This is a genomic window from Mesorhizobium sp. M0663, assembly GCF_040320585.1.
Taxonomy (GTDB): Bacteria; Pseudomonadota; Alphaproteobacteria; order Rhizobiales; family Rhizobiaceae; genus Mesorhizobium.
Genome location: NZ_JAMYPX010000042.1, coordinates 13,536 through 33,691, shown reverse-complemented (window position 1 = coordinate 33,691; position 20,156 = coordinate 13,536). Strand labels below are relative to the sequence as shown.

Genomic DNA, 20,156 nt, shown 5'->3' with positions numbered 1-20,156 from the left:
TCCCAATCTGCAATCTCCCGCGCTCTCAAATGCGGGCAGATTGGCAAGGCAGGAGCGACATTCCTACTTTGCCAGATCCGGACATTTTAACTTAGCTGCTACAGCTTCGAAGTCGCATAAAAGGCAGTGCGGAATGCACAAAGCAGCAGGAGAAGGGGCCCCGTTCATAACGCGTAGGCCCCGCTAACACCGGCTGAGTCCGCAATTCAGCCAATCCGGCCGTTTCTGCCAAGCCAGCGCAGGCATCTTGCGGTTTGTTTCGCGCCGGTTACAAAGCCGGCGCCCCTCGCCGGCTTCGTAGGGCACTTGGTGACGGGAGGTAGGTTGCCAGCCGCGTAAGCCTTTGCCAGTTCTTCCCGGGCCTTCTCGACGCCAGCTTGCGGCGTGTACATGTCGATCAACGCAGGGGTGCCCGACATGGTCGCTGGTAGCCTTCCGCTCGCAAGGCGACAGTGTATGGCCGCCGGCGCGTTCAGATAAGCCGCAGCCGCCGCTTTCCTCCTGTGTGGCCTCTTGCCGCCGCGTGGCTTGTTGGTGACATACGCGGGCCGCTGCTCGTACCAGCAGCGTCGGTGTAGGTAACAAGCATGCCGCCTTCGGCCTTCTTGCGAGCGCCGGGCTTTGTGTAGAAGTGCATGCCAGCAATTTCGGCCACATGGCCATCAAAGTCCGGTCTCATGCTACGCCCTTCAGGAGGCGACAACATTCCGCAAGCACAGCACATCACCCAGCCTAGCGGCTCGCTCCATCCCGTGCGCGGCCCTTCAATCCAGCCCAACGCCCCGGCATATGTCACGCTCTGACGGCCGTATCTGATGCAGAACCTCCGGCCACACTTCGTCGAGCCCATCCTGTGCCGGCTCCACCATAGTTTCAGACGTCACCTCGTCGCCTGGCACGTCATGCGTCTCGGCGTCGTCGGGATTGGCGTCTCGCGGGTTAAGATAACCCTGCGCGCCTTCCGTACGCGTTTGGCCGGTGGTGTCGCGGATCTCTTGCAGCACGGCAAGCGCTGCGGCTGGATCTTCTTTGGCCGGCCAGTGCACCGCACGCATGCCGCCGCGGAAACGAGTGTTGTCATTGTCGGCACGCAGGGCGCCGGTGAATTCCCCAGGTTTGAATTCCGGCTGCCAGGCCGGGTAGTCCCATGATGCGATGCGCGGAGCGGGTAAAGAATAAATCCGAAGGAGGCGGGCGACCACCCCTATGCCAACTTTCTTTCTCACCATTTCGCTCGTTATTAATCTTGCCCTTTCGCGGGAGGGCTGTGTGGTGTTGGAAACAGGTGAGCAGCAATATTATCGGCAGCTTGGCGGCATGAAGAAATCTTAAAAAATGCACTCCGAGATACGTTTCTGGATGTGAAGCTAACGACAATCTTCAATTTGATTCGTATAGAATCGCGTGTTGTGAACGCGTAGTTGAGGAGCTCCCGAAATGAACGCAAAGCTCAAAAGCGAAGCCCGTCGCAAGGTAATTCTTCATGGACACCTTAATAGCGAACCGTTGAAAGATATTGCGACCAACATCGGATGCTCACTGGCGAGTTTAAGAGTCAGCGCCCAGTAAACTCGGTTGCACTCGAACCCCGACGGAGGCGGCGGAATTTCGGCGTGGCTTTCATATGCCGGAACACAAACGGGAAGAAATCTCGCGATTGCGGCGCAAATTCTGGGAATCTTAACAGTGTAATCATCAGATGTCGAGTTAGGTTATTACGGACGGAACTATAACTTGAAGACGTTCTGCAGATCACGAGTAGCTTTATTGGGTAGGGGTATAAGATGACTCTGATGGATAGACATAGTGATCCTGCTTCGGGTAGCCGATACATTGCGACAACGACCAAGTATAACCATGAGGTGCATACGACGCGGCCCTCTTATGTTTTTCCTCCAGATCGTGCATCGGGCGCAGGGGTCGGGGAGCCAAGAGCACGCAGCCTGGAATCCATAACCGGCATGCTTGATCGCATCGGCTGCGGCTATCTCGTGCTGAACCGCGAGAGGAAAGTGCTCGAATGGAACGCAGCCGCTCAAACCACGCTGGAGCGCCAGGGAGAAGTGGCCGATACGGCCAGCGGTCTTTCCGTGGCTTTGAGGCGGCTGCTCGCGAATGTTCCGGCCCATTTCCTGCCGGGCTCATTATCGTGGGTGGTGATCCGCAGCAACGGCGACAGGCCGGTGATATTGAACGAGAACGGGTTTATCGCTCCTGACGGAACGAGCATTGTGGCGTTACTGGATCGCGAGAACAGGTCGGGGCCAAATCCTCAGACACTGCAAAAGATGTTTGGCTTGACGAGCGCGGAGACGCACTTGGCGTTGCGCTTGGCTCAGGGCGATGCGCCGCTGGAGATCGCCCGCAGTTGGCGCCTCAGCCGCACCACGATCCGCTCCCAGCTTGCCTCGCTGTTCGCCAAGACCGAAACGAAACGTCAGGCGGAACTGGTGGCTCTTCTTGGGCGCATTTCAGTCTTGCCATAAGGGCCGTCGTTTGGATCCATCTCAGCAGACAGCCAATCCCGAAACGCTTTGATTTTCCGTTGGGCGATGGCGCGGGGCGGGCAGCAGGAGCATGAATCTCGAAAAAGAGAGTCACTCGCAGGCACCAAAGCCGCAATGGCGTCTACGGACAAGCACACAGGCAGGTGGTTGATAGCTACTGCTGTGCTTGGGGTCGCCTACTTCGTAGCCTCTTCATATTCCCCTGGTTTGATGCGCCTCATCGGCATCGTGTTTGTAATTTGCGCCTTCTACCGCACGCAGAATCCTTAGATATCACCGGCCTTGTGGTTGCCCTATTATGCCCCCGGCCGCTTGTTCTTGACGTAGTCCAAAGCCTGGACGTGCGTCCCGTCGACATCTGTGACGAGCACAAGTTTCGGCGAGAATGCGCTGGTGCCGTCGGTGCCAACGACCTTGACTATCCGTCCGCTTTCCGGGCGGATGGCATCGAATTGGGTGGAAAGGGCGATCATGTCGTTTTGTATCTTCTCTCCTCAGATTGAACCACCGGTTGTCACGTTGCGATTATGCTTTTGCCTGCCTGTCTGTGCCCCTCATAATGGCCAAAGAACCGGATTCAGAAGCATGCTCACAACGTAACAACGAGAGAAAATAAATCTTCCACATGGTCATCAGCTCTTCTGGAAACGGCTTCATGAGATGTTCCGGGTCGGGGTCGTCAGCCAGGTCATGTAGTCTTCGGGCGTCAGAATCACCGGCATACGGATGTGGATCGTCGCCATGAGCGGATTCGGCTCACAGGTCAGCAGAGTGAAGGTGCGGATGTTGTCGCCGGTAGCGGGGTCACGCCAATCCTCCCAGAGCGCCGCCAAGGGCGAACGGCTCGCCGACTTCATCGCGATGGCATAGGTCTGTTTGTTCTTGCCCGTGCCGGAAGATGTCCTTCCATTCAAAGAAGCCGTCGATCGGCATCAGCGCGCGGCGTGACTGATAGGCGGCTTTGAACGTGCCGTTGGTCTTTACGGTCTCGCTCTTGGCGTTGATCGAAGGTGCTGCGCTTCGACCTGATGATAAACGTGGTCTGCATGGAGCAGCCACAAGCATCAGAGGGAGGAGCGCAGCATGAATCATTATGCGGGATTGGATGTGTCAGTGAAAGAGACGCCATTTGCATTGTCGACGAAACAGGCCAGATTTGCCGCGAGATAAAGGTGGCGAGCCATCCGGAGGATCTGGCACGGGTGCTCAAGGAGCCCCAGCTGGTGGGTTGAGCGGGTTGGGCTTGAAGCCGGGCCCTTGTCGCAGTGGTTGTTCGAAGGCCGGCCAGGGCCGGCCTGCCGGTGATCTGCATCGAGACCCGCCACACCAAGGCATTTCCTTAAGGCGCAGGTGAACAAACCGACCGCAATGATGCCCGCGGCATTGCGCAGATGCGCAGATGATGCGAGTCAACCTGTTTCGCCCGGTGCATGTGAAAACCCTGACGAGCCAGAAGCGCCGGGCGCTGCTGACCGCCCGCAAGCTCTTGCAGGAAAAGGCCATTGCCGTTGAGAACGATCCCCGCGGCTTGCTACCGAACTTCGGAGCGGCTGCATCTCGCGTTCGAAGCCGCGCGGCTTGCATTCGGCGTACGGACACGCACATCGCGGATTCCTGCCTACATGCGTGAGCCGGTCGCGGGGCTGCTCGACAAGGGCTTTGCGAGGACGCTCGCGAAGTTGCTTGATCCCGGCAAGCGCGTGCCACTGCCGAAGTCGCCCGCGCCGTCGAGCGACACGATCTATCTCACGGTCGTGGACCGCGACTGCACGACGCCACACTTCTGACTGAGCAGCGACGGCTGATCGGCACAGGCGGCCCGACATCCCCCCAACCCGGACGCCTGCCGCCTGTGCCAGCCCCCAAGCCATTGCGAGCATCTGCGCACGTGGCCAAATTGTCGTTAGCCTCGCATCCGAATACTTATCCGGGCGTACATATCTCGCTCTTGCAGCGCTCTTGCACGCCGTCCTTTGGCTAATTTCGGACGACCTTCGTCAGTCCATCAAAAGCACCACAGCGGGGTGCAGCTTCTTCAGATTCGGCAATGATTTCGATTGCCAGGGTATGTCTGGCGTTCCACGCACGACGAGTCGAACATCGGGATGCTTGCGCACCTCGATGGTAAATTTCGCGAGCAGGTTGATGCCGGAAGAGTTTAGAAAGTGAAGATCCTTAAGATTGAGCGTAATGGAAGCGGGATTACAGGCAAGAACACTGGTCGCCAACGCCGAGATAGGCGCACCGGCCTCGGAACTGGCAAGCCGCATTGCACCGTCGAAGAAAATTTCGCTTCCTTCAGTCCACACACGGTAGTCGTCTGTCTTGATTTCCATAGCCGGGCTTCGTTTCTTCTAGTTGTGAATTTGCGAGATCGGAATAGAGGCATATGTCTCCACGGAAAGCCGATCGCTTTCGTCGGCGGCGCTGAATATCCAAGCCAGGCGTGCGCCGTAGTCGCTCATCAACGTCAGCAATCCAAGTCCGGAGCCTGCCATGTCGGGGTTGGCGGCATTCTCTTCAATTCGCTGTATCAGCAGGTCCACGGGGTCGCCAACCGTGAGATCTGCCAGGAGACTTTGGAACTTAGAGGCATCTTCACCATCGACGTCGTTCGACACCTTGAGCTTGAAGCACTCCGAATCCATCGACGCCTCGATCAAGATCTCACCTGGTGCGCGAAACTTGACCGCATTTTCGATGAGTTCGTTGACCAGATATCCGATACTGTGCCGCACTTCCATGTAGTCATTGCGGGACGACCGGAAGCGCAATGCGAAAAGATCGGCGATGAAGTCCGAGGTCGTGGCACAATGACGCCAACTCAAGTCGAGAGGTCCGTCGAACAGCCGCACGCGACTGACGCTCTCCTTCATCCCGATTGCAATGTCAGGGGTCCCGAACAGCGTTGTCATGGCTATGTGTGCCTTATGATCACGAGGGTGATGTCGTCGTGGATCTTCTGGATCCCGATATGGGCCATGAGATCCTCGATGATCCCGGTTTTGATTTCCTCGGCGCTCCCGCCTTGACGTTTTCGTGCGCTCTGGCAGAGGCGCTCGAACCCGAACAGCCTTCTGTCTTGGTCTTCCGCCTCGGTCACACCGTCGGTGTGCAGCACGATCACGTCGCCACTGCCGAACAGGATGTCGCGCGTGGCAATGAACTTCGAGATGTCATTCTCCAGGCCAACCGGCAGACCCAAATCCATCGTGTCGATGCGTTCGACGTCCCCGTCCGCACGCACGACGAGAACGTCCTCATGCTGGCCGGATAGCGTTACCCGCTCATCCTCGAAGTCAAGGAAGGCCAGCGAGAGATGCTTGCCGGTGTTCGTCCGCTCGATGTTCTTGTAGATCGCTCTGTTCAGCCGATCCAGAAACTGATGCGGATCCCCCTCATTGGTCTCCTGCAGCGCGCGTGCAACGGATTGGACCATGAGCATCAGCACGCCGCTCTCGAGACCATGACCGGTCACGTCGCCGATGCCAATCTTGACCCGTGACCCGTTCTGCAGGACGTCATAATAGTCACCGCCGACCTCGTCGGCCGGCCGCATGTAGGCCGCGATCTCCAGCCCCGGAATCGCTTCGAGTTCGAATTGTTTCGGCAGGACCATCATCTGGATCTGTCTGGCGACCGCGAGTTCAGCACCAAGGCGAACGTTTTCGTCCTGCAGCTTTTCGTTGAGTGCGGAAATCTCCTGATTTGCGTCCCCAAGTTCCCTGGTTCGTTCGTCGACGAGTTGCTCGAGGTTTTCCGTGTGAAAGCTGATCTGCTCAGCCATGCGGTTGAAAGCGACCCCTGCCGCTCCAACTTCGTCGCGCGTTGGGATGCTCACTCGGACTGAATAGTCTTTGGACTGGAGCCGCTGGGCGGCGCTGGCAAGCGCCCTGAGGCCCGCCGTGATCCGCTTCGAAATTCCGAGCACGGCGGCAAAAACGATCAGAAGCGAAACGACGATCGCGGCGATCTGAAAGAGCAGGATACGGTTGGTTGCACGGGAAATACTCTTCTGCGCGGCGAACAGGGATGCATAGATCTCCCGTTCGGGAACGACGATCCCGACCGACATCATTTCGGACTTGATCGGTCCCGAACTCCACAGATTGGTCGGCTTTAATCTTTTGAGGACAACAATGTAGGGTACGCGTTCGCCCTTGTCGGCGAGCATGACATGCTGAATGACACCGTCATTGTTCCGGTCGAGAGGCAGCGACGCGATAGCCGGCTGCGTACTTCCCCGCAGGGACCTCTCCAGGCCGGTGACGCCCTGGGTGCCCGCATCGCTCGATGAAGTCAGGCCGATGATTGCCTGGCCTGACGGATTGATCGCCACGACGTTGCCAGTCGACATTGTGAGAAAGCCGAACCCGGTCTCAGCGATCTTCACACGTTCGACGACTTCCGCGAGTTGATCGAGAGTGATGTCTGCTCCCGCCGTACCAGCGATACCGGTGCGATCGCGCGTCCACAGCGGGTGGAAAAAGCTGACGATTAGCTTTCCAGTGATCGCATCGGTGTAAGGCGCTGTCTGGGTGATATCGTCAGAGACCGGACGTGAGGCTGGATCCCTGGCCCATTGCTGCCATGACCCATAGATTCCCGGAAAGAAAAACTCCCAGAACTCTGCCTTGTTGTGGCCTGGGTAGAGCCGGTCGAAGGTCTGTGCCTGGTCCGTATACGGCACCGTCCTGAAAATCGGCCGTTCCTTTGGACCAATATAATACATTTGCAGCTTGGACGACCCGCTGGCCATGAGCGTCGGCGCAACGAGGTCCAGCACGGTGCTGTCTTCTATTTCCTGCTGAACGCTTGGCAGCGGACTGTGGTCGGCGCCCAGCAGGTAGCCCCAGACGCTGACCACGGAAGGCGCTCCCGGCAGGTTCTGCGCCCAATCGCCCCGCGAGTCGTAGACGACCTTCACGGAGCCCGGCGCCTCCTGCGAAAGCGTGGCTCCGACCTGTTGTTGCCTGCTTGGATCGTCGATCTGGGCCTGCAGCACGCCGGCCAACGCCTTGACGTCCCCATGGACTCGATCGAGCAGCAGGTCGACGCTTAACGCTGTCGATTCGGCATAGGAACGAATGTATTCCTGGTTTGCGATCGTCAGGCCCTCACCGACTTCGGATGTTGCGTCGCGCGACAGCTTTTGAACATTCCAAAGCGCCAGGCCACCGCTTAAAAGGAGGTCGAACAATACCGCGCCGCCAACGACCAATACGAATTTCGCTCGAAAGGAGCGCAGGCCGAATCGCGGTGTGGGCTCATCGTTGGCTTTCATTGCGGCCGTCGCCCCGATGCGACCCAGATCGGCCAACCCGCATAACCCTTGGGGTGGAGCGCAGCGAAAATATGATCCTCGAAGCCCTGCCGGAAGCGTGCGACGAACTCCGGTCCATCGCCGCGTCTGGTCGCCATCTCGCCCGCATAGACGTCCGCCCAGGCCGCAATGACATCGGCGAAGTCCTGCGGATCCCCGTCCAGGTTAGTGACCATGAAGGTCTCCACACGGATGTCTTCGAATCCGGCTTCGATCAGGTATCGCCGGCTCTTAGGCCCAAGCTCGACATCCATCTCGAAATGCCCGAACAGCTTCGCCACCTCGTTGTAGGTCCAACGAATGCTTTCGGCGCGCGGCTCGCCGAGGCAATGCGAATTCTTCTCGTTGGTGATATAGACCCGCCCGCCTGGCTTGCAGATGCGGTAGAGCTCCTTGAGGATGAGTTCAGGTCGATTGAAGATTTGAAGGGAATGTCGGCAGGTGACCAAGTCGAACTGCGCTTGGTCGAGCAGCATCTCCGACGCATCGCCATAAGTATATTCGATGCCCCGGATGTCGAATTCCCGCATCACTCGTCGAGCATAGTTCAGGCTTGATCTGGAGTGGTCGAGGGCGACGATCCGCGATGGCTGAAACTCCTTCTGCGCGAGTACGGCGAAATCACCGATCCCGCAACAGACATCGGCCATGACGATCCCGGGCCTCATGCCGTGTCGCGGCAAGATTGTGCGCTCGTGGCGCCAAGTCATCTTTGTCTGAGTGCGCAGGATGGGTACGAACCCGCCTTCCTCAAGAAAACCCTGCCCCGGATAAAATTCAGTGTCATACTCCTCGACGGTGATGTTCGGTTCAATTCCGCTCAGGCGACCGAATTTTCGCGAGGTCCATCCGACGACGCTTGACGTGATGACGACGAATTTGAGATCGGGTCGAGCGCGACAAGCGTCGATGATGATCCTCGAAAAGGTGTGAAACGCCGCATTGTTCATCTGCGTCAGGCGCCTGACATTGACGTAGAGAACGCCGCGCACACGGCCGATCGCATCGCGAAGTAATGCTATGCTGGGCCCAAGCTCATCGATCGCCTGAGGCCGGACCACTCCCGATATGGAGAACTCCTGGTTGTTCGCGTCGTATTGCGCCTTGAAGCGCGGGAGAAGGTCGTAAGGGCTCAATTTTGCAGGCCCTCGAGCGGAAGATCCACGACAAGCTTGATTGCATCGCCGTCCGCGTCCTCGATCCAGAGTGTCGCGTTGTAGTCGACAGCCAGTTCCAGGAGTATGACCTCGCGGCTCGGCGCGAGATCCCCGGACACCGAATTGAGGTATCGCTCTCTGGCCTCTATTCCTGCAAGTTGCGACACGGCTTCTTCGTAGAATTGGCGCTCCTCCGGCACGCAAGGAAATGTCAACTCGATCCTATCCGTCGCGCCATGGCGAGACACCCTGCATGCCAGTTCGCCGTCGGCATGGCGAGTACGAAAGGCGACTTCCAGCAATTCGTTGAAGGCGGAGGAAAAGAGATTTGAATGGTGGACCGAGTCTGACCTGTTTTGACTGATCATCCGGGCCACGTATGTCGAGACATAATCGCAATGCTTCCAAGCGGAGACAAAAGCTTTGATTTCCATGTCGATCTGGATCATCGGCTCAAAAGTCGGCTCGCCAGCCAGGTCATGATGAATAGGTCCCATCGGCATCTCACTTGTTCCATCAGTATTGAGCTCTCGCGGGGTGATGGCCTCCGCGATGAAAAATTTCTCCGCGCCCGTGATGAGTCTGTCTCGCACCCACTCGAGGAATTGCGCGGTATCTGCCTCGATCATTCTAGAATCTCCGCCTCACCGTTAACGAAGGCCGCAAGGCGCTAGAGCGCTTGTTTTGATTCCTCCATCGCGCGTACCACCCTCAGCGGGGACCGCCTGATGAAACCGCTGATCGCCTCGGCTCCAAGCGGCTTTCCCAGGAAGTTGCCTTGCAGGCAATCGCAATTCTCCTTGATCAGCCACCGTGCCTGTGCCGGCGTCTCGACCCCCTCGGCAGTGACATTTATCCCGAGGCCGTGCGCCAGATTCATGATCGATCGCACGATCGTTTGGCTTTTGAGATCGGTCTCCAAGTCCGCAATAAAGTACTGATCTATCTTCAACGTATCGAAGGGAAAATTTTTAAGGTAGCTCAACGATGAATAGTATGTTCCAAAATCGTCTAGCGATATTCGAATTCCCAAGACATTCAGCGTATTTAATGTGTCTATGTTGTCGATCGTCTTCTCAAGTAGAACCCTCTCGGTTATCTCAAGTTCAAGTCTGTCGGCTTCAAGCCCAACTGCGTCGACGATCTGAGCGACGGTGTCCGTCAGCAAACCGCTAAGGAACTGAGCCGGCGACAAGTTCACTGCGACTGTCAGCGAGGAAGGCCACGTCAACGCCTGGCGACACGCTTCCTCGAGCACCCATCGTCCAATCTCGTCCATCAGACCGTCGGCTTCGGCGATCGGTATGAACACGTTGGGTGGAATGATTCCGAGCTCGGGGTGCCGCCACCGCAGCAGCGCTTCGAAACCGGTCACTGACGAGGGAGGCTGAATGAGCGGCTGATACTCCAGATAAAGCTCGCCGCGCTCCAGCGCGGTTCGAAGGCTGCGCCTCAGATTCTCGCGTTGCTCGAGCAAGAGCAGCATCGAACGGTTGAATGTTCGAGCGCAGCCGCGTCCATCTGTCTTGGCCGCGTAAAGAGCAATGTCAGCGGCTTTCATCAACTGTTCGCCGTCGGTCCCGTGCTCCGGCCCGAAAGCAATTCCGATACTCGAGCCGACGAACACGGGAATGCCGTTGATGACGAACGGGCCCTTGAACGCGTCGACTAGAGATCCGGCAAGGCGCTCAGCCTCTGCTGGCTGCTCCTTTCCCAATTGGATGACAGCGAACTCATCGCCGGCATACCGGTAGGCGGATTCGCCGTCCTGCAGCGAGTCGCGGATACGACCCGCCGCGAGTTGAAGAAGAGTGTCGCCTGCTCCATGGCCGAGCGTGTCGTTGACCGCTTTGAAATCGTCAAGGTCGATTTGCAGAAGGGCGGCTTTCGGCTTTGATCCGCCGAGGGCCGCCATTGCCTGCTGGAGCCGCTCGCCGAATCGCCGCCGATTCTGCAGTCCAGTCAGCACGTCGTGCGTCGCCTGATGGAGCAGAACTACATGTTCTTGTTCCTCGGCTGCGCTCCGCCCGCCGTCCTCCCTTAATTCGATGATACCCGCACCATTTGCCGTGGGGAACACAAAAACGGACCGGTGCGCTCCGCCCGATGTTCGCGGCAAGTCGATGCTGGCCGGAGAGCCACCCTGGAACACACGAAGAAATTCGTCGCGATGGCTCGCATCGAGAAAGCTCGGGTAGATCTCCCAGATGGCGGCGCCCGGCGCTACCGCGCCTCCGTACAACCCTTTGAGCCTGGCCGCGTAGTGCGTCAGGCGGAAGTCACGGTCATAGAACGACAAAAGTTCGGTCGTGTTCGCCAAAAGGTCTGCGAGAACCCCATCGCCGACACTTGGAGCGTCGCTCGATGAAGGCCCCTCACTCTCCGTGCCGACGCCTGAAGCCTCTGAGGGCAAGAACCACCTCCATAGGCGGTGCAGACTCGCGCCCCCCAGTCGAGAAATAGCATAACTGTCAAGCTTGGCAAACTTTCAAATCGCACTCTTAATAAGAGCCCCCCGCAGCCTAGTTCCATGTATGCTCCGCCGTGATCGGCGGCAAATTATCGATAACGATGAACCGTCACAGTTCGTTAACAAACCGTGAATTGGTGAGAATCAGCTGTGTGATTAATGCGCAGTAGGCGCGACACGAAGATATTGTGGCCCATGAGGCGGCGTGACCTTCGCCGCCCCGGGCAACCCCTCTTCTAAGTCCGCCCAATCAGCTTCGCGATCCTGTAATCAGTTTCCGAGCGCCTTGAGCCAACCTTCAAAGGAAGAGGCCTCCTGGCCTCCGGCATGCGAAACAGAGTGGGCGGGGCGCGGCAATACCACAGTACTGCGGCCTTCGCGGGGGCTGTAACCGAATTCCTTGCTGAATGCCCGGCTGAAATTAGCCGCTGAACTAAACCCGAAGGCTTCAGCAATTTCAACAATGCGCCGGCTGTCCGCCGGATCGCTTAGCGCAATATGGGCTGCTAGAAGGCGGCGACTTTGTATGTAATGGAGAACACCGCCGCTTGGTTCGAACAACTGATAGAGACGAGAGCGCGAGACGCCGAGCGCCCGGCACATTGAATCCGGTGTCAAATGAGCCGCATCCAGATTGTGGTGTACGTATCGACGCGCTCGCTCCATTAGCGCGACACTCGTCAATAGTTCGGCGGCCGCAACCTGTTCCGCCGGAGGCCCGAGGCAGGCAATGATCATGCTGCGTGTTGCGTGCACGATGCGGGGCAGATCGTCAGCCGTGAGGCTGCGCAGCCTTGCTTCGATGCTGTTGACGTAATCGAGCAAGACGTTGGCAAAGTTGCCCGACAGAATTGAATTGTTCTTGGCGTCCAGGGTTGCCGCCGCATCGGCGAACAAATCGCGCGGCAAATAGACAAAGAGACTTTCGGAGTCCGTTGTCCTCCCGCGAAACGGGTAGCCAAGCGATCTGATCTCCAATTTACCCGGCTGGTTCTCCGCTACACGGCGATCGACCTCCGTCCACGACCGGCCAGTACGTGGCAAGGCGATATACCAGTGATCGATCGAGCTGGACCGAAGCTTCGCGGCAGAACGCATATAACTATGTGCCGGTGCGCGCTGTTGAACGATCAGCATGCCGTCGAGGTTCCAAGCCGTGTGGTCGGCGGGAAAGCCATCGTCGAGCGATTTGTCATCCGGCAACCTGACCTCGACGAGCGGTGCCATATGGGCCTGCCAAGCGGCGAATTGATCCTCTGGCGCCAGTTCGAGTGTTGAAAAGGGCAAAGGTTCGAGCGCCGGCGCAAGTGACGGGGCACCCTCATTGTAAGGTTGAGCTTCGCGCGGCCAACGACGTCGATCACGCTCCAGCGCCTGCCTCGCAAGCGCCTCCTCTTGCCTTTTAGCATCCATCGCGTGGTGTCATATCCGATTCGGGTATGCCCATGCCCCTCTCAATCATGTGGTGTACCTCAGGCATCTGGCAAGACTGGCCGACTCGAGGCGACTGAAACGGCGATCACGCTGGATTACAGTCAGAAATGCATGCCGAGATAAGTTTCTGGATGCGAAGCTAACGACACTCTTCAACCTGGTGCGTATAGAATCGGGCATCATGAAAGCGTAGTTGAGGGGACCGCTGAAATGAACACAAAGCTCAACAGCGAAGATCGTCGCAAGATAATTCTTGATGGGTACTGTAACAACGAACCGTTGAAAGACATTTCGGCAAAAATCGGATGCTCACTGGGGAGTTTGAAGGTCGCGGCCAGTAAACTCGGTTGCACTCGAACTCCAAAAGAGGCGGCGGAATTTCGGCGCGGATTTCACGTCCCGGAAAACAAGCGGCAGGATTACTATAGACTTATGATTACCGGACAATATAAAGCCCGTGAGTGTGCGGTTATGCTAGGATTAATAAAGGAGCAATCAGGAACCAAGTAAATTGATTCCTAGTCACTGCAGATGACAATATCATTTTGACAGCCACCGCTTCAGCGGTTCATCAGCCAAAAGCCCGCCGCAAGCACGGTAGCGGGCACTGAAAGGTTCGCACAGATGCTGCCTCGGCATTTCAATCGCACCTGCCTCAGCCCTCATGATCTGGCTATTTGCGAACGCGTGTTCGATCAGGTCTGCGCGGATGAGCATCTCGACCCTTTGGACCCGGCGGCCGAAATCTTGACGGTAATGGTCGTGGCCATTTTTCGAAATGCTCACGCCGGCGAGCGCGAACTACTTGCGGCTGTCAAGTCTCATCGGCAAAAGGCTGCGGGAAGGTGCGTCGCATGAATCCGTTCAGTCGCGACGCGCTGTTGCCAAGACACCGGACTTGAAAACCGCCGCGGGCACGGGTTCACAGTGGTTTCAATACTACTCCCTCCAGCGGTTGATATTTGCTTCGGAAGATCGTTTTTGGTGCAAGCGGACCTTGCTGTCGCGGAAGTCTCGATTGCTGCCATCTTGGCGCAAGCGAGTGCGCCGATGGTTTCGCGGCTATCCCCTAAGTCCCTATTCGGTCGCGTCCGTCTCGCTTTCGTCACCGATCGAGCACCGGCAAATATAAGCTCGTTTCCAGACATTCTCGCAGAATGGTCTCACGACTCTAAAGGGGGTACAAATTCACACGGCAAGGCGGGCCGACCGGTGGTGAACATCAGCCGAGCCTATCGGCTCACGCCACTCTGCAGCCAGAGAGTTGCATTTACGCTCTTCAACATCGTTAAAAACGTACGGAGGTTTCCCGAGACTCGGCTGCCCGCGGCGCGCATGGTCAGGGGCAGGGAGGAATAGACCATGCGCGAATTGCCCAATACCATCGACGCAGACGTTCTGATCGAAATCGGCAGGCGTTTAGATGACCGCGCGAAATCGACGCCCGTGCCGGTCCACAAGCTTGCATTGTTAATGCGGCAGCGTTCAAACGCCAGCCTTCCGGTTGAATCGATGGAAGAGTTGATCGTGAAGATGGCCATGACGCGGCAATTGCCAATGATCTTCGATTTGCCTGACATTGACACGGACGATGTGATCTCGATTGCCTTGGCACGCGCGTCTTGAGACTTGCCCTCGAGCGCAAGTTCTGTTGCTCCACCAGAAGCAGCAGGTGCTGCGGTTCGGCATGACGAAACCTGGCCCAGATAGCGTACATCGCCTTGCGCCGAGCTGGTGAAGTGGAATGGGCTGTGAGTGCGTCCCTTTACGAGCCGATGAACGTCTATAAACCGCAGGGACCCGATATCGGCGTCGTTGACGGTCCGTTTGAGTATTTGACGGTAGCAGGAATAAAATTTCCGCTGCCATTCACCACTCGGATGACGGTGGTGCGCCTATCGAACGGCGATCTGTTCCTTCATTCGCCCATCAAGTTTGCTTCGAGGGTGGCCGAAGAGTTACGGAACTTGGGCAGAATTCGCCATCTCGTGTCACCCAACCAGTTTCACTACGCTCATATCGGTGAGTGGTCGAAGGCTTTCCCTGAGGCAATAACATGGGCATCGCCCGGAGTCCGGCAAAGAGCACGCGCACGGCACGCGGATGTGACGTTCGCACGAGATTTGGAGGCCGATCCGCCGGAGGAGTGGCGGCGGGACATGGACCAGATGCTGTTTCCCGGTGGCTACTTCAAAGAGTTCATATTCTTCCACCAAGCTTCAAAGACGCTGATCCTTACAGACACGATCATCAATCTCGAATTAGACATGATCGATGAGCCTTGGCGCACGATGGCCAAGCTGACTCGGATGGCTCACCCGCACGGGCGGACCTTCTTTGGCATGCGGCTGCCAATTCTCCTGCATCGACGGAAGACACAGGCAGTAGTAAGCAAACTCCGGTCGTGGCAGCCGCGGCGGGTGATTCTCAGTCACGGCCGCTGCTTCGATGCGAATGAAGACGAGATTGTCCGTAGAATATTCGGAAAGTCGGCTTAGTAACGCTGTGGTTTGGGAGAAGCCAAATGTCCATTTCGGGTCGGCTCCGGCCGCTCGGCCTCGATCGCTTCAACGACCGCTCCTGGCGCTCCTTGCTCGTTTCGATGGACGACGAAGGGCAAAGTTCACACTCCCAGCCGACGCTGGCTGTCAGTGTAGCACGTGGTCGCCGCATCTGGGCAGTAGTGACCTTGCAGCACCTCCTCGGCCCTCATCCTGCAATCTACGTCGATAATCGGATGGCCACTGGCGAAGCCTACACGCTCGAAGTAGTGTTGCCGCGTGCCGCTTATGGGACGAGCCGCCATGCCTCTTCGAAGCTGAATAACCTTCTCGGCGGTGATCGCACTGCTGCAGGCGGTAGTGGGAGATGAAGCTTTCATCCAGTGGCGATTAGAGCCTCGGCCGTTTCTGTTACGCCGTATGGCGCGGTTTGAGCAACCGGCGGAGACGCGAAGCCTTCATTGAGCGCAGCGTCGGAGCCGGTTGCGGCGGATCGAAGGGGTACCGGGGGGGGTCGTCGCGCGAGCCAGTTATCCGATCCCCGCTCAGAAATTCCTACCAAATATTCCTGACTGTTGCGGCCCAGCACCGTACCAATTGTACAATTAGTACATGGCCTTGATGCCGCTCAGGTAGGGAGTAGAGAGCGTGTCCCTGGGGGGCTGGATGAGCGTCGCGCAAAGGGTAGGTCCGCTTCTAGAGCAAGCAATCACTGTACTCCTCAACAGGGCGGACCGTCGCGACACGGTCTCGATGAAAGCGGCACTACGCGAAGCTCGGGAGGCTGCGCCTTATTTGGTGGCCTCCGACGAAGAACTAACCGAGGCGATCGTCGAGGCAGCAACTGCCATGGGCCTCTGCGTGGCTTTCGACTCTCGCGAGTAGCTGTCAGCCAACTTCAGTCACTGTGGCACATCGCAACGAAAGCGCGCCGTCCTGCGCCATTTTCAATAGCTAGAGGAGGTAATCCGCAATTACCTTCGCAACCTGCTCACTCTGCCTGTAGAACGGGAACTGGGCTGAGCAAAAGTATTTGCTGGAGGAAATTGATCGGGCCGACAAAGAGTGACGTATGGCTCTCCACTGGTTCAACCCTCCGGTCCCCGTCAAGACCGAGCGTCCCGGGATCATCCGCAACGTCAACAACGCCGAGACAGCCGGCGAGGAGCTGATGAAGTGGACCAAGCGTGGCCCTTGCTGGGACCTCGCGGTGCGCGTTTGCATGGCCGTGATATTCGACGAGATGGAAGCTGAGGAGGCTCGCAAGGCATTCCTGGCTGCTGCAAAAGAGGAGGGGACATTACTCCCCCAATGAGAACTAGCTAAATTGGATGCGGTATAAGGTTCTAGGTGTCTATTACCAACACCGCCTTCGCGAAAGGAGCCCGCCGCCAGTGAGGGAGAGGCGACGGACCCCCCCACAGCGGCTGCACATCCACGAAGAATCCCGCTGCCACCTCTAAACCCGCGAGGGCCTACATCGTTCCCTTAGCTGCGGCTAAAGCGGGGTTGGTCGGCGGGCTCTTGCCGCTCTAAGTTCCCCCTTATGGGTCCTCTCTGGTTCTCTCCACCGGTCTACGTGAAGACGAAACGTCCGGGCATTCGCAATGGGGTCAGCCACGTCGAGGGAGCCGCCGAGGAGCTCATGGGGTGGGACACAAAGGGCCCGAAGTGGACCAAGGCTGTCCAATCCTGCGTCGATGCATTCGAGGGCAAATCCTCCCCCCAAGAGGTCCGTGAAGCCTTCGAGGCGGCTGCCAAGGAGGCCAACGTGTATCTCTCCCCTGAGTAGGAGGTATCATGGCGCCCATCTGGTTCGTCCCTCCGGTGTTCGTGAAGACTGAAACCGGTGTCAGGCATGGCTGCAACAATGCGAGGGCAGCCCTTGAGCAGCTCAAAACGTGGACCCGGAGAGGACCCTGCTGGCATAAGGCGGTGACGCTGTGCCTGTCAGATCTGGAGGGCGATTCGATTGACCCTCAGGTGGTGCGAAAGGCCTTTGAGGCTGCCGCAAAGGAGGCCAAGATGTATCTCTCCCCTGAGTAGGAGGTGTCGTGGCAACCCATTGGTTCTCCCCTCCGGTGTACGTCAAGACCGACCGACCTGGGGTCACCTACGGGTGCAACAACGTCGAGGGTGCCGCCGAGGAACTCATGAAGTGGACCAAGATGGGACCTAAGTGGAGGAAGGCTGTGCAACTGTGCGCCGACGCCTTTCAGGACCGTGTCACTCCGGAAGAGGTCCGTCAGGCTTTCGAGGCTGCTGCCAAGGAGGAGGGGGTGCTCCGTGAGTAGCAGGCCGGTGCCCATGGCTAGTTGGGAAGGACCCGCTAGGCTGTCTGAATGCTGACCAAGTCCGCGCTGCTCGAAATAGACCCGGATACGAGAGCATTCACTCTGGTCGGCGCATTTATGGGCCATTTTGCACTTCTTGAAACTGGCATCGGAGCTTGCTCTGGGCGAGGTACTTGGCGTCAATGGGGCACGTTGAGGTAGGGGGACCGGAACCGGAATGTCAGGCTTCGAAAGCCGATGGCAGAAACCGGATACGCTGTGGCGGCATTTGAGGGCACGTTCCTGCTCTTGATTATTGCCTGTGAGCTGTGCGCGAAAATCGGGAATGGAAGGGCCGGAGGCAGGAAGCACGGCCTCAGGCCGAGGCGCTAATCAAGCGGGTCGGTAATGATCGCGAAAAGCTCAACACGGCCGGCAGCGAAACTAAAGAAGTAGTCGCGCGTTGGACGGCGTATAACGCTGTTTCGTCTCTGAGTATGGTTTAGGTCAGAGTGGTCAAGCCAACGTCGCGTAAGGCAATCAATGCGTCGAGCGCTAGTCAAGCGAAGTCGCCCGCTCGTGACGAGGTCACTTTAGCGCCGCCCGCTTTCCGGCCGGTCCAGCTCGCAACGCTCGTGGACACGGTCCCTGCCGGCGATCGTTGGATCCATGAGATGAAATACGACGGCTATCGTATTCTCGTTGCCGTCGGCGGTGGCGAGGCGCGAGCCTACACACGATCTGGCCTGGACTGGTCTAGCCGTTTTCCCTCGATCCTCTCTGAGGCTCGCAAGCTCAAGGTGCGCTCCGCCCTGATTGACGGCGAGGCCGTGGTTGTCGATGCGGAAGGAAGATCTAACTTCCAGGCGCTTCAGAATGCATTGAAGGGTGCCCCGGCGACTATCGACTTTTATGCATTCGATCTGCTGCAGCTCGACGGCGAAGATCTGACAAGGCTTCCTCTTGTTGAGCGCAAGGCGAAGCTGGAGGCGATCTTGCCTGCGAAAAATCCGGTCCTTCGTTACTCCGACCATATCCTCGGCCGCGGAGAAGAGCTGCTCGATCGCTTCTGCGCTGCCGGCCTTGAGGGCGTCATCTCAAAGCTCGCGGATTCGAATTATGTGGCGGCCCGCGGCGCAAGCTGGCTGAAGATCAAATGCATCAGGCGACAGGAATTTGTGATTGTCGGCTGGACGCCGTCCGACAAGGTCCGCGCGTTTCGGTCCTTGATCCTTGGCGTTCATAACGGCGGCAAGCTGCGTTACGCCGGGAAAGTCGGCACCGGCTTCGATACCGCTGAACTTCTTCGTCTCTTGAAAATCATGGCGCCGCTTGAGCAGAAGGCCGCGACCGTCGACGCACCACGCGCCGAAGTGCGCGGCGCACACTGGCTCCGTCCGAAACTGGTCGCTGAGATTGCCTTCACCGAAATGACAAATGAAGGGACGTTACGACATCCGAGCTATCTTGGTCTCCGTGAAGACAAGAAGCCGGAGGCGGTCGTGCTCGAGACGGAACGTCATGCAGCCGATCTCGCCGCGTCTGCGACAACCGCCATCGCGATAAGTAACCGTGACCGCGTCATCTATCCGGAGTCCAACATCACCAAGGGACAGCTTGCCGACCATTACGCAGCGGTCGCGGCGATCATGCTTCCTTGGGTTGGCAGCCGGCCGATCAGTCTGGTTCGATGCCCACAGGGCCGCGCGAAGAAGTGCTTCTTCCAAAAACACGACGCCGGCAGCTTTGGCGACAAAGTCCACCACGTCGGCATCACGGAGAAGGACGGGCACGAGGAACCATATCTCTATGTCGACGATGCCGACGGACTCATGACTTGCGTCCAGATGGGAACGATCGAGCTGCATGGATGGGGGGCTCGGATCGAGGATGTCGAAAAGGCCGACCGCCTCGTGTTCGACCTCGACCCCGATGAAGGCCTCGATTTTGAGGCCGTCCGCGCCGCTGCCTTTCAGTTCCGCGCTATTCTTAAATCTCTGGGGCTTACGACTTTCCCGATGCTGACGGGAGGCAAAGGAGTGCACGTCATCGCGCCCCTCACCCCTGGCGCCGAGTGGCCAGAGGTGAAGGACTTCGCCTCTCGCCTGGCGCAGGCGGTCGCCCGGAGCGATCCGGCCCATTTCACGGCCGTGTTGTCAAAGGCGCGCCGCAAGGGTCGCATCTTTGTGGACTATCTACGCAATCAGCGCGGGGCGACCGCGATCATGCCTTACAGCGCGAGATCACGTCCGGGCGCTCCTGTCGCGGCACCGATCACGTGGGCGGAGATGAAGACAATAGACGCGCCCTCTCATTTCCACGTGGGCGATGCTCCTGAATTAAAGAAACGCGCAGTCTCCAAAACTCTGGCTGGATGGGGTCGCGCTGACCAATCCTTGCCCAATCTGTAGCGTCCGACGCGGGAAGAGGCAGTAAAGCCGGGATTCAAAGGGCAACGCGGCGCTCACGGCCTTGCCTCATTGGAACCTGC

21 protein-coding genes and 2 pseudogenes are annotated in these 20,156 nt (G+C 58.0%); 12 read left to right on the top strand and 11 right to left on the bottom strand.

Going from position 1 to position 20,156, the window contains the following annotated elements; all coding sequences use genetic code 11:
* Window positions 1-764 precede the first annotated feature (764 nt).
* Window positions 765-1,226, bottom strand: coding sequence for a hypothetical protein (locus NKI54_RS33010; protein WP_352693848.1), 462 nt, complete (start codon window positions 1,224-1,226; stop codon window positions 765-767).
* Between the two features lie 211 nt (window positions 1,227-1,437).
* On the opposite strand from NKI54_RS33010, the gene NKI54_RS33005 reads away from it, so the two are divergent.
* Window positions 1,438-1,569 carry a hypothetical protein gene (locus NKI54_RS33005; protein ID WP_352693846.1) on the top strand — a complete coding sequence of 44 codons (132 nt, stop codon included), beginning with the start codon at window positions 1,438-1,440 and terminating at the stop codon, window positions 1,567-1,569.
* Between the two features lie 392 nt (window positions 1,570-1,961).
* Window positions 1,962-2,486: a helix-turn-helix transcriptional regulator gene (locus NKI54_RS33000; RefSeq protein WP_352450366.1), complete on the top strand. Its 525-nt coding sequence runs from the start codon at window positions 1,962-1,964 to the stop codon at window positions 2,484-2,486.
* A 317-nt stretch (window positions 2,487-2,803) separates the two neighbouring features.
* Here the strand turns inward: NKI54_RS33000 and NKI54_RS32995 are convergent, their stop codons facing one another.
* Complete coding sequence (locus NKI54_RS32995; RefSeq protein ID WP_352693844.1) at window positions 2,804-2,980, bottom strand: hypothetical protein; 177 nt, start codon at window positions 2,978-2,980, stop codon at window positions 2,804-2,806.
* Window positions 2,981-3,032: 52 nt separating this feature from the next.
* Window positions 3,033-3,518 (bottom strand): annotated as a pseudogene (locus NKI54_RS32990) (SOS response-associated peptidase); the annotation flags it as partial.
* 72 nt (window positions 3,519-3,590) lie between these two features.
* Here NKI54_RS32990 and NKI54_RS32985 point away from each other — a divergent pair.
* Window positions 3,591-4,053: pseudogene (locus NKI54_RS32985) on the top strand (IS110 family transposase); the annotation flags it as partial.
* A gap of 76 nt (window positions 4,054-4,129) precedes the next feature.
* Entirely contained in the window at window positions 4,130-4,294 is a 165-nt protein-coding gene (locus NKI54_RS36615) for a hypothetical protein (protein WP_352852068.1), read from the top strand.
* A gap of 210 nt (window positions 4,295-4,504) precedes the next feature.
* Here the strand turns inward: NKI54_RS36615 and NKI54_RS32975 are convergent, their stop codons facing one another.
* The 8 genes from NKI54_RS32975 to NKI54_RS32940 all read right to left on the bottom strand — a co-directional run bounded on the left by NKI54_RS32975 (window position 4,505) and on the right by NKI54_RS32940 (window position 13,677).
* Window positions 4,505-4,843, bottom strand: a complete 339-nt coding sequence (locus NKI54_RS32975) for a slr1659 superfamily regulator (protein WP_352450368.1) — start codon at window positions 4,841-4,843, stop codon at window positions 4,505-4,507.
* 18 nt (window positions 4,844-4,861) lie between these two features.
* A complete protein-coding gene (locus NKI54_RS32970; RefSeq protein WP_352693841.1) occupies window positions 4,862-5,422 on the bottom strand; it encodes a slr1658 superfamily regulator in 561 nt (186 codons plus the stop codon).
* Between the two features lie 2 nt (window positions 5,423-5,424).
* Window positions 5,425-7,791 carry a SpoIIE family protein phosphatase gene (locus tag NKI54_RS32965; RefSeq protein ID WP_352693839.1) on the bottom strand — a complete coding sequence of 789 codons (2,367 nt, stop codon included), beginning with the start codon at window positions 7,789-7,791 and terminating at the stop codon, window positions 5,425-5,427.
* The gene (locus NKI54_RS32960) at window positions 7,788-8,966 is read right to left on the bottom strand and encodes a methyltransferase domain-containing protein (protein WP_352693837.1); all 1,179 of its coding nucleotides are present in this window, start codon (window positions 8,964-8,966) and stop codon (window positions 7,788-7,790) included. Before NKI54_RS32960 ends, NKI54_RS32965 begins: the two co-directional genes overlap by 4 nt.
* The gene (locus NKI54_RS32955; protein WP_502896732.1) at window positions 8,963-9,484 is read right to left on the bottom strand and encodes a ubiquinone biosynthesis methyltransferase UbiE; all 522 of its coding nucleotides are present in this window, start codon (window positions 9,482-9,484) and stop codon (window positions 8,963-8,965) included. The genes NKI54_RS32960 and NKI54_RS32955 overlap by 4 nt, the downstream gene beginning before the upstream one ends.
* 173 nt (window positions 9,485-9,657) lie before the next feature.
* The gene (locus tag NKI54_RS32950; protein ID WP_352693835.1) at window positions 9,658-11,307 is read right to left on the bottom strand and encodes a putative bifunctional diguanylate cyclase/phosphodiesterase; all 1,650 of its coding nucleotides are present in this window, start codon (window positions 11,305-11,307) and stop codon (window positions 9,658-9,660) included.
* Window positions 11,308-11,727: 420 nt separating this feature from the next.
* Window positions 11,728-12,870 (bottom strand): helix-turn-helix domain-containing protein, encoded by a 1,143-nt coding sequence (locus NKI54_RS32945; RefSeq protein ID WP_352693833.1) that lies wholly within the window; start codon window positions 12,868-12,870, stop codon window positions 11,728-11,730.
* A 561-nt stretch (window positions 12,871-13,431) separates the two neighbouring features.
* A complete protein-coding gene (locus NKI54_RS32940; protein WP_352693831.1) occupies window positions 13,432-13,677 on the bottom strand; it encodes a hypothetical protein in 246 nt (81 codons plus the stop codon).
* A 576-nt stretch (window positions 13,678-14,253) separates the two neighbouring features.
* On the opposite strand from NKI54_RS32940, the gene NKI54_RS32935 reads away from it, so the two are divergent.
* From NKI54_RS32935 to ligD, 8 genes are all read left to right on the top strand, one after another.
* Window positions 14,254-14,517, top strand: coding sequence for a hypothetical protein (locus tag NKI54_RS32935; protein ID WP_352693829.1), 264 nt, complete (start codon window positions 14,254-14,256; stop codon window positions 14,515-14,517).
* A gap of 149 nt (window positions 14,518-14,666) precedes the next feature.
* The gene (locus tag NKI54_RS32930; RefSeq protein WP_352693827.1) at window positions 14,667-15,389 is read left to right on the top strand and encodes a DUF4336 domain-containing protein; all 723 of its coding nucleotides are present in this window, start codon (window positions 14,667-14,669) and stop codon (window positions 15,387-15,389) included.
* Window positions 15,390-15,415: 26 nt separating this feature from the next.
* Entirely contained in the window at window positions 15,416-15,763 is a 348-nt protein-coding gene (locus NKI54_RS32925; protein ID WP_352693825.1) for a hypothetical protein, read from the top strand.
* 701 nt (window positions 15,764-16,464) lie between these two features.
* A complete protein-coding gene (locus tag NKI54_RS32920) occupies window positions 16,465-16,707 on the top strand; it encodes a DUF982 domain-containing protein (protein ID WP_352693823.1) in 243 nt (80 codons plus the stop codon).
* A 231-nt stretch (window positions 16,708-16,938) separates the two neighbouring features.
* A complete protein-coding gene (locus NKI54_RS32915; protein ID WP_352693821.1) occupies window positions 16,939-17,184 on the top strand; it encodes a DUF982 domain-containing protein in 246 nt (81 codons plus the stop codon).
* Window positions 17,185-17,192: 8 nt separating this feature from the next.
* Window positions 17,193-17,438 carry a DUF982 domain-containing protein gene (locus NKI54_RS32910; protein ID WP_352693819.1) on the top strand — a complete coding sequence of 82 codons (246 nt, stop codon included), beginning with the start codon at window positions 17,193-17,195 and terminating at the stop codon, window positions 17,436-17,438.
* Window positions 17,439-17,446: 8 nt separating this feature from the next.
* Entirely contained in the window at window positions 17,447-17,686 is a 240-nt protein-coding gene (locus tag NKI54_RS32905; protein ID WP_352625651.1) for a DUF982 domain-containing protein, read from the top strand.
* A gap of 491 nt (window positions 17,687-18,177) precedes the next feature.
* Window positions 18,178-20,076, top strand: coding sequence for a DNA ligase D (gene ligD / locus NKI54_RS32900; RefSeq protein WP_352693817.1), 1,899 nt, complete (start codon window positions 18,178-18,180; stop codon window positions 20,074-20,076).
* Window positions 20,077-20,156 lie beyond the last annotated feature (80 nt).